The sequence below is a fragment of the Bradyrhizobium glycinis genome, assembly GCF_016031655.1.
Classification (GTDB): Bacteria; Pseudomonadota; Alphaproteobacteria; order Rhizobiales; family Xanthobacteraceae; genus Bradyrhizobium; species Bradyrhizobium glycinis.
On sequence record NZ_JACCHQ010000021.1, the window covers coordinates 89,758 to 105,899 of the forward strand.

A 16,142-nucleotide genomic window follows, 5' to 3' on the forward strand; every position below is an offset into this window, starting at 1 on the left:
GATCGAACGACTTCTGCACGGCGCCGACACTGGTAAGATCGAACGCCTGGAAGTCGGCTGCTATTCGGGGGCAAGGCCATAACGAGATGAAAGTGGCACTGAAGTCAACTACCAGTGCTCGCTGTTGCTCCGGATATGTACCCGTGTCATTTATACTTTCGACGTCTGCTGCAAAAGAGCGAGACTGCTGCAAAATAGCTTTGCGCGAAGGCTAAGCTGAAGGAATAGCGCTTGCACAGCGAGTTGTAATCTGTTCCGAACGGAGCCTTCCTTCGGCTGCTTTGTTGCCGCCTGCTGCTCTGAAAGAACATGGCGCGGTGTTTAGGTCGTAGAATGTGGGTTTTCGACCGATGGCCCGGTCGCTCTAACATAAGAGGCGTTTGAGAGAGGAGTACGGCATGGCACGTAATGGTCAAATGGCGCTCGGACTATACGTCTTACAGGCTGGATACATCGAGGGCGCTTGGCGCGATCCAAGCGTGCCGGTGACTGGCGGAGTCGAGATCGACCATTATGCGCACCTTGCGGCGCTTGCCGAAAGCGCGGCATTTCACTTCGTGTTTCTTCCAGATAGCCCAAGTGTCGTCGAACGAGACAATGCAAACATAGCGCGGGCAGGCCGAAACGATACGTTTGAGCCGATCACCCTGTTGTCGGCTCTTTCATCAAAAATAAAAAATATCGGCTTCGTTGCAACGGCGACCACGACGTATCACCAGCCGTATCATCTCGCACGTATGATTGCTTCCCTTGACCACCTCTCGCACGGGCGTGCCGCTTGGAATATCGTTACCTCCGGAAATAAGTTCGAAGGGGCGAATTTTGGTGATGAGGAAATTCCAGAGCATGACGCGCGATATGAGCGAGCTAGAGAGTTCGTAGGCGTCATGAAGGGGCTTTGGGATACATGGGAAGACGACGCCTTCGTTCGTGACAAGCAAAATGGGATCTTCGCCGACACGAGGAAGCTGCACTTCCTCAATCACCGTGGAACCTATTTCTCGGTCAGAGGCCCACTGAATATCGCACGGCCGCCCCAAGGCTACCCTGTACTCGTCCAGGCTGGCTCATCCGAGGCCGGAGTCAGATTCGCTGCAGAATTTGCCGAAGTTGTGTTCACCGCCCAGCCTTTGCTTGAAAGCGGTAAGCAGTACTACGCAGATCTAAAGGAGAAGGCTCGCGGGCTGGGGCGCGAAGGCAATCAGATATTGGTGATGCCGGGCATTGTTCCGATTGTTGGGAGGACCAAGCAGGAGGCCTCCGACAAGCTTAAGAAACTGCAGTCCTATACAGATACAGACGTCATGATGGAGACGGCAGATCGGTGGCTGGGCTTCGTCACCGACCTGCGTGCGATCAATTTGGACTCGTTAGTTCCGGCCACTTTGCCGGAGACGAATTTCATTCAGAGCCGCCAGAAGGTGCTCCTCGAGCTAGCTGCACGCCAAGGAATGACCTGGAGACAGCTGATCCGCTCGATATCGGATTCGCGCGGACATCTAATGGTGGTCGGGACGCCTGATGAGATAGCCGACATCATGATCAACGCCTTCGATCAATATGCGGCCGATGGATTCAACCTCATTCCCGCGATCGTTACGAGCGGGCTCAAAGATTTTGTGGAGTTCGTAGTTCCTGAACTGCGCCGACGCGGTAAGTTTAGGTCCGAAAGCTCCGGGCAGACTCTTAGAGAAAACCTCGGGCTCAAGCGGCCACACAATCAGTTTACACGAGCGGCGTAAGCCATGCTTTGACTAGTCGAAGGCAGAGCGCGCTGAGCGCTGTTTAAGCGGAACCGTGCTGATGCGGCATAGCTGGAGCCGGAGGTCGGAATCGCCGCCGCAGGTTCGAAGCGGGCACGTGAGGCTCTCCGGCTCGTCTGCGCCCGTGGTTAGCTACAAACGTGGCTCTCTGGAACAGTTACTTCCTATCCCGGCACTGGCGGGCCGGCTTGCGTCCTGTAGACATCGGCTTGGGGGGCATTGCACCCTTGGCCGGCTCAGCGAACAATTCGGACAAGTGAATACCTAAAGTCGCGGCGATACGGTCCAAAAGATCAATGGTTGGGTTCTCTTTCTTCCGCTCAATGCGCCCCATATGTGAGCGGTCGATCCCGGCATCATAGGCCAATTGCTCTTGCGGAATGCCGCGCTCTACGCGGATCCGGCGCACATTCCAGGCCACAAGCGCACGAGCGTTCATGCGCAAAGGAAGCCATTCAGACGATTATGAAACCACAGGGTATAGCCACACTATTACGTAAGCTAACACCCAGGCATTTGGCTCTCCTAGCACTGTTGCTTCCAGGAAGCAGGGCACCGTGAGATGAAGATCTCGTGGAGGCATCAGGCGCGCTCACGGCGCGAGAGCTCGCTACGGGCGGGAGAGCAAAATGGCCGCAGAGGTCCTGCGGCTTTTTCGTAAGCGTCGTTCTCAGGCCGCGGCTTTGAGGGCTTGAGCGCGGTAGGCCCAGGGCAATAGCTGGTCGATGTCGCGGTTTGGATGCCCGTTGACGATTCTGGTCAGGACGTCGGTGAGATAGGCGAGCGGATCGACGTCGTTGAGCTTGCAAGTCTCGAGCAGGGTTGCGACGACGGCCCAATGTTCGGCGCCCCCGTCGGATCCGGCAAACAGCGCGTTCTTGCGAATGAGCTTGATGCCACGGATTGATCGTTCGAACCTATTGTTGTCGAGTTCGATGCGGCCGTCATCGATGAAGCGCGTTAAGCCTTGCCAGCGCGAGAGGGAATAGCGGATGGCCTCGGCGAGCTTGATCTTCTGGCTGATGAGAGCCAGCTTAGCGGGCAGCCATACCTCAAAGGCATCGGCCAGTGGTCGGCTCTTCTGCTGCCGCACGAGGCGACGCTCCTCCGCGCTGCGGCCGCGGATCTCCTTCTCGATCGCATAGAAACGCGGCGATGTGCTTCAGCGCCTCGCTCGCGATTGGAGCGGGGCCGGCTGTCGCGAGTTCGTAGAAGTTGCGCCGCATGTGCACCCAGCAGAAGGCGAGCTCGACCTCGCCACGCTGGGCAAGCTTTGGATAGGCGTTGTAAACGCACTTGAAGCCGGCAAGATGGCTGAACAGCTGCTCGGCTTTGCGGTCGGGTGCATAAACATAGGCGATGCCGGGCGGTCGAGGCCGCCCCAAGGCCTCTCGTCGGCGGCATAGGCCCAGAGCTGACCGGTCTTGGTGCGCCCTCGACCGGGATCGAGCACCGGCACCGTCGTCTCGTCGGCGAACAGCTTGGACCTCTCGCGAAGGCCGTGAGAAGGCGCTCATGCAGCGGGCGCAGATGGAAGGCAGCATGCCTAACCCAGTCCGCCAACGTCGATCGATCGAGAGTGATGCCCTGGCGGGCATAGATCTGGGCCTGCCGGTAGAGCGGCAGATGATCGGCGTATTTGGACACCGTTCAAGCGCAGCGGCGGGCCAGTTCTGTTCAAAGCCGGCAAAGCAAGGGGAGGCGTACCGAGCGGCCCACGCCCAAGCGCTAGCCAAAGTCGACGCGCGGCCTGCACGTGTTCATCTTTGATGGTGCGAAGCTGGGTCACGCCTGATCCATTTTGGTGCAGGTTGACGAGAGCGCGCCTGGTGATCTGCGGGTCCTTTACTAGCGCGGGGGCTTCTCGATCAGCTAGCCACCCCGTATTGGCACTTGTTGTTCACGAGTCCGGTCCCGTACCTCAGCCGGCCTCGTTTCCGCGTTTGCTTTGGACCGATGACGATTCATGCTGCGTCCGCTGGAGTGAGTCCGGCAGCCCCAGTGACGCTGGCCGTGTAGTATTAGCCTCCGCCTCGAACCCAGCGTCGTGGTGCGTCATTAGCAAGAGGGCTGATGGTGCGACAGAGAACCATGATGCCTTGCGCTATCCGAGCTCATTTTTGCTGAGTTTGCATTCTTGACTGGACAGGGCGGCAAGGGAGGAGGGGGCGGTGGCCCTGCTGGATTGCGATGGGCTGAGCTACCAGCCACTGGCCGTATGGCACTGGCTTTTCTTGTGAACCAACTGAGGAAACCGGGACCAAAGGTGAATGCCACCGAGCGAGAGCTGGCTCGGATCCTCAGAATAAATCCGATGGCGAAGTTTCTTTGCTCCATTCACGGCATTGGTCCATAGCGGCTCCGGCTTCTCGCTGCGACCGCGGCAGATCCAACCATCTTTAGTGCCGGGTAGGCCTGGCATGGCCCGACGGCTAAGCAGAAGTCTACCGCGGGGGAGGATCGGTTCGGTTCGCAAACGAAACAGTACGCATCCTATCGGGCGCCCCCTGGTCAAGAAGCGGCGTAACGGCGTCTGTTAAACAAAGGTGCGCTCCAGACCCGGAGGCGGCTGGATCGAAGCTCTACTTGAACGGCCTCTGCCTATCGCGGTGGTTGGTGCCAGCGCCTTGTGCCGTAAGAGGTCCTCCCACGCCTAAGATGTCCTCGAGGCATGCAAGGGAACTCACCAGTCTCATTCCCGTCAGGAGGTTGGCCGCTCGATCGTTGAACGTGGCGCGCGAGCAGGTTACAAGCCTGATCGACGTGGCGCGATCGCAGTGCTTGCAGGATCAGTCGATGATCTTGATTGGGACGTGCTCGCCAGCCGCAACTGTACGCCATGGCAAACAACAATTGAGAATTTGCTGTAGCCCGTGGCGAGCAGCCGCGACATCGCGCAAGGGTGCCACGAGGACGGAACGGCACGGTTAGCAGATTCAAATTTCTGAATTGTTTGCGCATTGCCTCCGTCGATCAGGGATAACTCTTTCTGCGCCAAACGGTGAGAGGTGGGCTTCGTATCGCATTGGTAACGCGACCAGTTCGGGCGCGTGCATCCCGGCGATCTCATGGCTGCCGGTGCAACCGGTACCCCGCGAGGGGGCAGGGCAATGACACAGTGTTGGGCCTCCCCTTGCCGAAACGCCTGGTTCCGACCGAGATGGCCCGCGCGGTCCTCGCATCCTCTCAAATCGTGAAAATTCGTCCCGGGTTCAGGATGTTGTTCGGATCAAGCGCTCGCTTGAGCGTACGCATCGCTTCGATTTCCTCCGATGTCCTACTCATCTTCAGATACGGTCGCTTAACTATGCCGATGCCGTGTTCGGCTGAGATCGATCCGCCGAATTCGCCGGTGATCTGATAAGCAAGCCTCTCTAATTCGTGCCTCCTGTCGGGCGTGTGCTCGTGATGTAGCTCGATATGCAGGTTACCATCGCCGACATGACCCATGACGATCGCGAAAGCGCCGGGGTCGGTCTCCTTAATTCGCGCGACAATTGTCTTCACATACTGATCCATCCGGTCGATGGCGATACTGACGTCGAGAGCGATACGTGCGGCATAAGGAAACGTCCGGGCAAGTTCTAAGCTGCAATCGCGAATACGCCATATCGCTTCTGCAGATGCATTCGACGTCGAGAGCGTCGCGTCAAGGATCATGTTCTCGCGCTTTGCCGTATCGAGCAGCTTGTCCAGATCGGCTTGGATACGATCGGCATCGTCCCCAGAGGCCTCGATCAACACATAGAAGGGATAATGGACCGGCAGCGGCCGAACCACACCGTTCACACGCTCGAGCGCGAGGCGATAGTACTCGCTCCACATCACCTCAAATGCAGTCAGTTCTCCGCCCAGAAGTTTTCGCGCCATCCCCAAGATCGAGATGACTCGTGCAAAAGAGGGAAGGGCGCAAAGCGCCACTTGCCGCTCCCTAGGAGCAGGAAAGATGCGCAAGGCTGCTCGCGTCACCACGCCGAGAACCCCCTCGCTGCCGATGAAAATCTGCTTCAGGTCGATGCCAGTATTGTTCTTGATGTATTTGCGCAATCCCTGCAGCACCATGCCATCGGCGGTAACGACTTCGAGGCCGAGGATCAAGTCACGGGTCATGCCGTATCGAATCACGCGATTGCCGCCAGCATTTGTCGAGATGTTGCCGCCGATAGTACAGCTACCGCGCGCGCCAAGATCGAGCGGGAACATGTAACCTTCCTGCTCGACCCGTTCCTGTATCTTTTGCAGCGGCGTGCCGGCCTGCGCCACGGCTGCGCCTGACGAGGTGTCCACCTCCTCGACCGCATTCATAAGTTCCATCGACAGCACGATTTCATTCGGATTCGGCAGGGCGCCGCGCACCAGCCCAGTCATGCCGCCTTGCGTCGTCACCGGCACTTTTTCGCGTTGACAGAACCGAAGCAACGCCGAGACATCTTCCGTCGTCCTAGGTCGGACGACCGCTCGCGGCTGCGCGACCGGTCTGCCGGCCAAATCATGGTAATAGCGAGAGTCAATGTCCGTGCCAGTCAGCACCGAACCCTTCCGGAGCGCCTTGCATAGTCGGTCGACGAAGTTATCGGCCATCTCCCCTCACTCGATTTAATCATGATGGCATGGCCCTTGTTGGAACGATGCAGCGCTCTCGTTGCCTTGCCGGCCAACCCTTATTGATGTTCGTCGGAAGCCATAAATCTTATCCGCGCATTTGTGCCGATCTAGCAATCTTCATCGACAACCCCCGAAAGAACCTCACTGCTCTCGGGCTGCCGTGTCTTCCCCAGTAGCAATCAACGTGCCACTCGTGGAATCTGATGCGCACCTTGCTTCGGTTGGGTCTGCCGGTGGGGTCAGCTCAAACCCTGCACGACGCTCGCCGCAAGGCGTTCTTCTCGGCGCAAACGGCGGCCGCTCCTGTTCGGTTTCTGACGAGGGGATGACGGCCGTTGGGTTTAAAACAACCAAGCGTCACCTGCCGATCTACGGCTTTTCTAATCCCCAACAACAGCTTCACACGTTGCAAGGTGTTGGCACGGTTGTTGCTACTCAAAGGCAGCGATTGCGGCGCTGGACGAGCGGTGCTCTTTCTAGACGGTGTTCGACACGGTGGACATTCGAACTATTGGACACAAGTGTTCTTGGCTGCGGCCGGCACCGACAACGCTAGTTCCGCTGCACTGTTGCATGGATGCTGGAGCAAGAGACGATGCAACGGCCAGACCGAGCAAATCTGTTGCCGCCAGAATTAACGGGCGCGTGCACAACTCCTTCTATCTGAAAGGAAACTCGCGGCTTATCTCGACGTCACCACACAGTTTTCGAACTCCACGTCCTGGAGGAAGGAACGGAGGCGATGCGATCTTTCGGGTTCGCAAATCCTGCGGCCGTAAGACGGGACGCCGTATGCGTGCGCTGACGCGACAAGCCTGGAGCGGGGATGTCGCACTTGGTTCATAAAAAGACGTGGGTGCAATCGGGCATACCCACGTTATGAAAGTTTATGATGCGATCTGAAGCTCATCTTTGGCGTTCCACGGCGGGTACGCTCGTTGCAAGCAGTACTGCCAATTCAGCGGATATCGGCCCCGCAGTGAAGATCCTGCACGGACTGTGGAGCTGGACCGGAGAATCTATTGGCGTGCCCTTCGGCGGCGACGATGACCGGAAATCCTTCAGTGACTACCCATCAATCTACCGCAACATCATCGATACCCCTGTGTCTTTGCAAGATGACCAGATCGGCGACAAACGAGCCCGCCGCGGCGGCCTCACTCGACCCGGCGAGGATTTCCGTGATCATGTCTTATTCAACGATCGCGCGCTTAGTTCAGCTGTTCTTGCAGGATTTTCGGTTGGGCCGTTGACCGCTTACGTTGATCGGGACCGACGTCCCGCTCTCCCGAAGTACCCAACAACGCACCGTTTCCGATGACACTCCTGTCGTGCCTTGTGCTGCCATGCGTCAATTTAGACGGAGACAGCCCGCGCTGTGAGTGCGGCTGGATTGCGCCATGATTGTTTCCGACGGCAAACGACCCGTCGCTTTCCGCGAGGTGATCCCGTTCGTGTTCCAGCGCTGGCTGAAGCAGCCTGTCCGCCTCACGATCGTCTTGGCCAGCTTCTTAGGTGCATCCGTCGCTGACTTGTTCGTCCCAGTCTATTCGGGCCATTTGGTCGATGCATTAACGGTGGGTCCGCACGATCTGGCCGCACGGCATACGGCGCTTGTTGCGTTCGGCGGCATCGTCGCGCTGGCTCTCGTCTCGCTCATCCTGCGGCTTACTGGCCTGCAGGCGATTGTACCATTCACGCTCAAGACGATGTCCGACGTGGTGCGCGAAGCCTTCATGCGGGTGCAGCGCTCCTCGACCGATTGGCACGCCAATTCCTTCGCCGGCTCGACCGTGCGCAAGATCACGCGTGGCATGTGGGCGCTCGACCTGCTCAATAATACCGTTCTGATGGCGTTGTGGCCTTCGCTCGCCGTGCTTGTGGGGGCGATGATCCTGCTGGGGCTGCACTGGCCCGCGTTCGGCGCCGTGATCGCGGTCGGCGCGGTAATCTATGTGGCGATCACGATAGCGATGACGGTCAGCTATATCGCGCCAAGTGCACGAATATCCAATGCTTGGGATACAAAGATCGGCGCCACCCTGGCGGATGCGCTCACCTGCAATGCCGTGGTGAAATCATTCGGCGCGGAGGCGCGCGAGGATGCGCGGCTCGACAGTGTCATCAACCGGTGGCAGGCACGGGTATCGCGCACGTGGCTGCGTGGCAACGCAAGCGGTTTGTTGCAATACTTGATGATCTTGTGCTTGCGCGGTTCGGTAATCGGCGGCGCTATCCTGCTGTGGATTGCGGGGCGCGCTTCCCCGGGCGACGTCACCTATGTGCTGACGAGCTATTACCTCATTCATGCCTATTTGCGTGAGGTCGGCATGCACATCAACAATCTGCAGCGTTCGGTGAACGACATGGTGGAGCTTGTTACGATTAGCAGTGAGCCGATCGACATCATCGATAGTCCGGGAGCCAAACCAATCGATATCCAGGGCGGAAGAATAACATTCGAGAATGTGACCTTTCACTACGGGGAGGACCGCGCGCCGCTTTACGACGGCTTGTCGATCGACATCCGCGCCGGCGAGCGCGTTGGGCTGGTCGGCCGATCTGGCTCGGGCAAGACCACGTTTGTCAAGTTGATACAGCGGCTCTATGATCTCTCGGGCGGGAGAATCCTGATTGACGGTCAAGATATTGCCAAAGCGACACAGCAATCGCTTCGCAGTCAGATCGCGATCGTGCAGCAGGAGCCGATCCTGTTCCACCGCTCGCTGGCGGAGAATATCGCCTACGGCCGGCCCGGGGCCAACGTGACGGCGATCGAGCAGGCCGCGCGGCTCGCCAATGCGCACGACTTCATCCTGCGGCTGCCGAAGGGTTATGGTACGCTGGTCGGCGAGCGCGGTGTAAAGCTGTCGGGGGGGGAGCGGCAGCGGGTCGCGCTGGCCCGGGCGTTCCTCGCTGACGCGCCGATATTGGTTCTGGACGAGGCGACTTCGAGCCTCGATTCGGAATCGGAGGCGCTGATTCAGCAGGCGATGGAGCGATTAATGAGGGGGCGCACTTCGATCGTGATCGCGCACCGGCTCTCGGCGGTACGCAACCTCGATCGCATTTTGGTGTTCGATCGCGGTGAGATCGTCGAGCAGGGCACGCACGACTCCCTGGCGCGGGCCGGCGGCATCTATCGATGGTTGTTCGAACGGCAGGCCAGCGGTAGGGCCTCGGCGACGAGTTAGCCGGTCAATTCCTGACCTAAGCGGTGCATCGAAATCCGACCACCAGAGGCCTTCAGGTCACGGCTGCATGGTGCGTCAACTTGAATACGACTATCTTTGGGTGGCGCTATCCAGATGGTCGTTCCGAGTGACGTTCCTGCTTCCACGCAAGCTCTAGGGCAAGTTGCGATCAGGCAGGGACTATATCGGCGGATCTAGTTGGTGCATTCGTCAGAAGTGGACGTGGCCGTTCAAATCCCAAACGGCGTCGGCGTCTAGGACCTGTCGCAATATTCCTTGAGTTTCACCAAAGGCCATTTTGGTAAATTGAGATCGGCCTATAGCGGCAAGAGCAGGAGGCGCGCGTCGGCGGCGAGGAGGCGCGCCGCCTCTTCGTTCGTATGTTTCGACAATTGTCGAGGATTACCATTGCGCAGCATGGGAACCAGAATGTGCTCGACATCGGCAAAGAAATACTTGGCGTCAGCCCGTCGCGCGCAGAAGGGGCATTCGATCCCTCGCGGGTCAGGCGGCATGCCTGGAGACCCAGGGGGCAGAAGGCGCTTACGAAAGTTGCGGCCGGTGTTCGGTCTATTTCTGCTTATGACAGCGCGGACGAGGGGCATCGCCAAACGTTGGGCAGGAGAGGCGGCGGTTTTCCTTGGCGCTTCGTTGTCGTGCTCAGCCGTGTCCGCTTTCAACTCTCTGTGTTTGGAGCGCGCCGGCAGGGTAAAATTCGTCGAGGCGACACGAATAGATGGATTGCATCTCCTCAGCATGCACAGCTCTTTTGGCACACCGCTTGCTGCAGCGACCATAGAGCATCGTTGCGAAATGCCCACGTCCAGGAGTTTCATGCGAAGGGCCCGATTTCTTCAAATCGATGCCATAGACAGCAGCACTGTCGCGTTGCCGTTCCGCATATTGCGGTTGCAGCAAGCGATTCGAAGGAACGCCCTGGAATCTCGAGATTCTAGGTTCGTGGCTGTGCCCGGAAATAACGCCGAAGAAACAGAAACCACGTCAATGTCCCAAAACCTGATCGACTTGCTCGCTATCTTCGACGTGGAACAGATCGAAACAGACCTATTTCGTGGCAAGAGTCCGAACACCAACGCTCAACGGGTGTTTGGCGGCCAGGTAGTCGGGCAAGCGATGGTCGGGGCATGCCGTACGGTCGAAGGTCGGCTACCGAACTCGCTGCATGGCCATTTCATCCGGCCCGGCGACCCCCAGGTGCCGATCATTTACCAGGTCGAACGGGTGCGTGAGGGCAAGAGCTATTCGACGCGTCGCATCACCGCAATCCAGCATGGTAATGCAATCTTCTCCATCACGGTGTCGTTCCATGCTCGCGAGGAGAGCGCCTTTGACCACCAGGACGAGATGCCCCGGGTGCCGCTACCGGAAAAGCTCGTAGAGGAGGATTTGCCTAAGCAGCCGCCGTTTTGTGAAACGACGGAATTCATCCGGCGCCATTACGCGATAGAGCTACGCCCGGTCGAGATCGGTCGTTATGTCGGGCAGAAAATTGATGACGGTCGCGTTCATATCTGGATCAAGGCCGCAGGAAGATTGCGCGACGATCCAGCGCTTCATATGTGCGCGCTGGCCTATGTCTCCGATTACTCGCTGCTCGATGCGGTGACGGCTCGCTATGAGCGCCCACTGTTCGACAGGCGGATGATGATTGCAAGTCTCGACCACGCAATGTGGTTCCACCGCCCCTGTCGGGCCGACGAGTGGCTACTTTACGCCAAAGAGTCGCCGAGCGCGCAAGGCGGACGCGGTCTCGTGCGCGGCTTAATCTTCAAGCCAGACGGCACGCTGGTCGCGTCTGTCGTCCAGGAAGGTTCGGTGCGCGAGGGACGCTGAACCTTTTAGCATGTGCGCATAAACGTGATGCAAGTTTCCGAAGAACCCTGTGCCGTCGATCCCGGCACGAGGGGGTAAACCTCTTCCAGGTGCATTGCGGTGTTCGGCTGTGTCAGGTTGAATTCTATGTTGACAGTCTGACAGCAAGCGCAACGTTGTTTCCGGTGAGAGATGAGAAGATTGATTTCGTATCTCTTCAAGTATAGGCGTCCGTGGCATGGTGGTCTCACCGGCGTGCGGCCGCGGCCGTCATGCATACAACGTAGCTCTAGAGACACTCGATGACGTGCGGCCGCGATGGCCCTGCCAAGCGGAAACTGGCCTATACGGCTCGAATATCGCAGGTCTTCAATTTAGTTCGTTGAACCGATCTCATGCGCCACGGTCCGCGCCAGAATAGCAATAGTCGTTCTATCGATTAGAGTCTTCACCAGAGTAGGTAGTGTCGAGATTCCTTATCCTCGGTGTACAGCAATACTGTCGCGACTTACGCTAGGCCGCAAGACGCAACTCGAGTGCACCCATGGATAGCCTGTTTGATCCGCTGCACATCCAGATTTGCTGCAGGTATATGATCATGCCGCCTCCACAAAAGAAACGACAAGCGATCGTACTGACCACGTCAACAGAGGCCCCCGCGTCTCCAACTTGCAAGTTTGATTGCGTCTCAACGATGACGGGACAAGCTTTAGAGGAGAGGCCTCGACAAAAAGCGGCGACGTGGCCTTTTGCAAGCAGTTTCGAGAGTATGAGCCTTCACGGTCCAACCTCTTCGAAGGCATACCCAAAGTCTGGGAGGAGTAGCATGCGATCGCTCTTTGCCATGTCTTCGAATTTGGCGCTGTAGCAGCGATGGCAGTTGGACCGGTCGTTGCGCAATACGGACAGGCCGCTCAATGAAGCCAGAGATATCGGCTGAGGCTCGCAAGACGTCCAGTACTCGCTATCTTGGCGATGATCGTGTCCACGAGCACTGCGCGCCTCAAAGCGGATCGCAACCCAGGCAACCAGGCCTTGTGCTGTCCGGGGATGCACAGCGAGAGGCCGTGCTGCGCGGCTCCGACGGCCGCTGCCTGGACGACAACCATTGCCCCACCATGGTGACTACCGGCGCTCTTCGTGCACGAACGGCCGGTATCTCTGTCCCGTTCCTGACAGAATGACTCCAATGCACCGATCATCGTTTCCTATCTGTGAATATTCCCTAAGCAAAAGCTTAATGCGTTAGACGCCGCCTCGCGCCCTTACCCATTTAGAAGCTACTACCCCGAGTGAGGGACGCAGAAGCACTGTAACAAGACAAAGCCGATGAAGATCACGAACGTTCGCACTCATGTCCTTCAAGCCGCGCTATCGGAGCCTCTCGCCTCCGCGCGTGGCTGGTACGACACGCGTACAGCGATGCTGGTCGAAATCGAGACCGACCAGGGTGTTGTCGGGTGGGGCGAATGCTATGGACCGGCGGGGATAACGGCCGCCGTGGTCGAGAGCGTCGCGCCATGGCTAATTGGCGGGGATCCGCTGCGCACAGAGTATCTCTGGCAAATGATCTATGCGCGCCTGCGCGATCACGGCCAGAAGGGTGTCGTGATAGAGGGCTTGAGCGGTATCGATATCGCGCTCTGGGACATCAAGGGCAAGCATTTTGGCGTTCCGGTGCATCAGTTGCTCGGCGGCGCGCTGCGGACTCACATCGTCGCCTACGCGACTGGCCTCCAGCGACGCCAAGCTGAAGATCCGACCCGGTATCTGGCCGAGGAGGCAGCGGGCTACGTCGCGGAGGGATTCTCGGCGGTGAAGCTCAAGGTCGGCTTCGGTGTGGAGGAGGATGTGGTCGCGACACGCGTCGTGCGCGAGGCGATCGGGCCGACTGTGTCGCTGATGGTGGATGCGAACCACACCTTTGACAGCGTCGCCGCGATCCGCTTGGGTCGCATGATCGAGAAATACGATATCAGCTGGTTTGAGGAGCCGGTACCGCCGGAGGATCTTGCCGGCTATTGCGCGGTAAAGGCGGCAATCTCGATCCCGATCGCAGGCGGAGAATGTGAGTTCACCCGCTTCGGGTTCCGCAACCTGTTCGTCTCGCGCGCGCTTGATATCGCGCAGCCCGACATTTGCGCGGCCGGCGGGTTGTCCGAATGCAAGAAGATCGCCGATATGGCAGAGGTGTTCGGCGTCCGTTATACTCCGCATGTTTGGGGCACCGGGATTGCAATTGCGGCGTCGCTGCATCTGCTCGCCGTTCTGCCGCCGCACACGCGGTCCTCGCCCGTACCAGTGGCGCCGTTGCTAGAGTTCGACCGAACCGAAAACCCGCTCCGGCAAGCGATTGTCACCGAGCCCATCGAGCACACTCGCGGCATCGTCCCCGTGCCTAAAGGGCCGGGATTGGGCATCGAGATCGATCGCAAGGCGCTGGCCCGATTTTCTAGGCGGTGATCTGCTGCAGCGTGCGTTCGCAGCATTGCTGATTGGCAGGGCGCTACTCACCCAACTCTCACGACCCCTGCCACGCATCTGATGATTCGGGCAGACGGCAAGCGATGCTTCTCTCGTCCTCGCTCACGTTCACGATCACCCCCGGTCCCGGATCAGCATTGATCAAGCGAAGGCTGATCGAAGAGCCGTCGAGCTAGATGATGACGTCGGTGGTCCGCTTAGGACCGGCTATTGCGGTGCGCTGCTCGTCGTACGAGCTGGCAGGTCGACGATGGCAGTATCAAGGACTGCGCCAGCGTCGGATGCCGTACTGGAATCTCCTCGCTCGTGAGCCATCGCTTCGAAAACGCCGTAACTGCGCGTTTGGCTAGCGCAAACCCGAGGCCTGTCGAGCGTTCGCACCCACGGGACTAGGGACGGCAGGCGAGCGTTAGCCGACATCTATTCGCATCGACCTGAGAGATAATGAACGCCAACAAATTTGGATCAGCCGGTCGGCTGTGGAAGCGACGGTCGATTGTTAGTGCTTGTCCGATCTCGCACAGCGTACGATGTATGTTCGGTTCATAACGCCGGTGATTGTTCGCAAATTACAGACCATTTTCAACTGGCACGACCGTTGCTACAGACGTTGGTGCAGAGCGGCGGCAACACTGAGAAGGGGGCGGCTGAATGCATTTGGCGAGTTCTCGCTCCCGAAATTCAGAATGCCCATTCCTGGCGAGATAGAATGCGGGAATAGCTAAGCAATTTTTCGGGCTCGCTTGACGGGAAGCAGGACGCCTCTAGTTGATCGCACTTTGCGACAAACTGAACAACGAGAACTCGAAGCCGGACATGGGGCACCATTGTCTAACGGGTTCGCAGGGGCCAGGAGGGGGAATCTTTGGTATCGCCACGCAAGGGCGCTGGTAACAGGCGGATGCTTCGCCCCTCGTCAGCCCTCTCGGTAGACTTCGCGTTCAGCTCCACCTGTACTCGAGACCCCTTCCAATTGGCATGCATGGAGAGGGCGGCGCCATCCTAACGCGGCCAAACTTTATTCGGTTGCAGGAGAATTCGATGGATCTTGTATTCACCGAGGAAGAACAAGCCTTCCGACATCAAGTACGGCAGTTTCTGCGCGACAATGTATCGCCGCAGGTGCAGCGCAAGATGATCGAAGGTCGCCATGTGTCGAAGGAGGAAATGGTGACGTGGTGGCGCATCCTCAACAAGAAGGGGTGGAACGTTGGTCCCTGGCCGAAGGCATACGGCGGCACAGGCTGGAGTTCGGTTCAGCATTACATCTTCAGGGAGGAGCTGCAGATGTATCCGGCGCCGACGCCGCTCGCCTTTGGCGTCGGCATGGTCGGTCCTGTCATCTATACTTTCGGTAATGAGGCGCAAAAACAGTATTACCTACCGCGCATCGCAAACGTGGATGATTGGTGGTGCCAGGGGTTTTCGGAACCCGGCGCTGGCTCGGATCTCGCCTCGCTCACGACAAAGGCCGAACGCAGGGGCGACAAGTGGATCATCAATGGCCAAAAGACCTGGACGACGCTCGCGCAGCATGCTGACATGATCTTTTGCCTCTGCCGCACAGATTCAAGCGCTAAGAAGCAGATGGGCATTTCCTTCATCGTGTTCTGCTTGGACTCCAAGGGTGTGACAGTGCGTCCGATTCAGACCATCGATGGCGGACATGAGGTCAATGAGGTCTTCTTCGATGACGTCGAGGTGCCCTACGAAAACCTAATCGGCGAGGAGAACAAAGGCTGGGACTACGCAAAGTTTCTGCTCGGCAACGAACGCACCGGCATTGCGCGGGTTGGCGTCTCCAAGGAGCGCATCCGGCACATTAGGGAGCTGGCCGCAAACTTCGAAAGTGGCGGCCGGCCTATGATCGACGATCCCATGTTCCGGGAGAAGCTCGCCATCTCCGAGATTGAGCTGAAGGCACTCGAGCTCACGCAACTGCGCATTGTCGCGGACGAAGGCAAGCACGGTAAGGGCAAGTCAAATCCTGCGTCCTCCATGCTTAAGATTAAGGGCTCACAAAGCCAGCAGACCGCGACTGAACTCTTGATGGAGATGATCGGGCCATTCGCTGCGCCCTATAACGAACATCCCGATTCGCCGGATGAAGGGATGGACTGGACCACGCAGATAGCGCCGAGCTACTTCAACAACCGCAAAGTCTCAATCTACGGCGGCTCCGACGAGATCCAGCGCAACATCATTGCCAAGGCGGTGCTTGGGCTCTAACTCTTCTTTTACACCGGCAAATGGGACCGGCAAG

General features: G+C 58.3%; 10 protein-coding genes and 1 pseudogene. 6 read left to right on the forward strand and 5 right to left on the reverse strand.

What is annotated here, in order from left to right; genetic code table 11:
• Nucleotides 1–398 precede the first annotated feature (398 nt).
• Entirely contained in the window at nucleotides 399–1,742 is a 1,344-nt protein-coding gene (locus HZZ16_RS26275) for an LLM class flavin-dependent oxidoreductase (protein ID WP_197952744.1), read from the forward strand.
• Nucleotides 1,743–1,920: 178 nt separating this feature from the next.
• Here the strand turns inward: HZZ16_RS26275 and HZZ16_RS26280 are convergent, their stop codons facing one another.
• From HZZ16_RS26280 to HZZ16_RS26290, 4 genes and pseudogenes are all read right to left on the reverse strand, one after another.
• Entirely contained in the window at nucleotides 1,921–2,202 is a 282-nt protein-coding gene (locus tag HZZ16_RS26280) for a helix-turn-helix domain-containing protein (RefSeq protein ID WP_197952745.1), read from the reverse strand.
• 231 nt (nucleotides 2,203–2,433) lie between these two features.
• Nucleotides 2,434–2,856, reverse strand: coding sequence for an IS66 family transposase (locus HZZ16_RS38425; RefSeq protein ID WP_376707596.1), 423 nt, complete (start codon nucleotides 2,854–2,856; stop codon nucleotides 2,434–2,436).
• Nucleotides 2,816–3,410: pseudogene (locus tag HZZ16_RS38430) on the reverse strand (IS66 family transposase). The gene HZZ16_RS38425 and the pseudogene HZZ16_RS38430 overlap by 41 nt, the downstream one beginning before the upstream one ends.
• Before the next feature lie 1,539 nt (nucleotides 3,411–4,949).
• Nucleotides 4,950–6,344, reverse strand: a complete 1,395-nt coding sequence (locus HZZ16_RS26290; protein ID WP_197952746.1) for an FAD-binding oxidoreductase — start codon at nucleotides 6,342–6,344, stop codon at nucleotides 4,950–4,952.
• 913 nt (nucleotides 6,345–7,257) lie between these two features.
• Between HZZ16_RS26290 and HZZ16_RS26295 the strand changes: the two genes are divergently transcribed.
• Complete coding sequence (locus tag HZZ16_RS26295) at nucleotides 7,258–7,689, forward strand: hypothetical protein (RefSeq protein ID WP_197952747.1); 432 nt, start codon at nucleotides 7,258–7,260, stop codon at nucleotides 7,687–7,689.
• A 79-nt stretch (nucleotides 7,690–7,768) separates the two neighbouring features.
• Nucleotides 7,769–9,562 (forward strand): ABC transporter ATP-binding protein, encoded by a 1,794-nt coding sequence (locus tag HZZ16_RS26300; RefSeq protein WP_210342627.1) that lies wholly within the window; start codon nucleotides 7,769–7,771, stop codon nucleotides 9,560–9,562.
• 317 nt (nucleotides 9,563–9,879) lie between these two features.
• Here HZZ16_RS26300 and HZZ16_RS26305 read toward each other — a convergent pair whose 3' ends face one another.
• A complete protein-coding gene (locus HZZ16_RS26305) occupies nucleotides 9,880–10,398 on the reverse strand; it encodes a hypothetical protein (protein ID WP_197952748.1) in 519 nt (172 codons plus the stop codon).
• A gap of 169 nt (nucleotides 10,399–10,567) precedes the next feature.
• Between HZZ16_RS26305 and HZZ16_RS26310 the strand changes: the two genes are divergently transcribed.
• The 3 genes from HZZ16_RS26310 (at nucleotide 10,568) to pimC (ending at nucleotide 16,108) form a co-directional block, all read left to right on the forward strand.
• A complete protein-coding gene (locus tag HZZ16_RS26310; protein ID WP_197952749.1) occupies nucleotides 10,568–11,416 on the forward strand; it encodes an acyl-CoA thioesterase in 849 nt (282 codons plus the stop codon).
• 1,308 nt (nucleotides 11,417–12,724) lie between these two features.
• Nucleotides 12,725–13,858, forward strand: coding sequence for a mandelate racemase/muconate lactonizing enzyme family protein (locus tag HZZ16_RS26315; protein ID WP_197952750.1), 1,134 nt, complete (start codon nucleotides 12,725–12,727; stop codon nucleotides 13,856–13,858).
• 1,062 nt (nucleotides 13,859–14,920) lie between these two features.
• A complete protein-coding gene (pimC, locus tag HZZ16_RS26320) occupies nucleotides 14,921–16,108 on the forward strand; it encodes a pimeloyl-CoA dehydrogenase large subunit (RefSeq protein ID WP_197952751.1) in 1,188 nt (395 codons plus the stop codon).
• The last annotated feature ends 34 nt before the right edge of the window (nucleotides 16,109–16,142 follow it).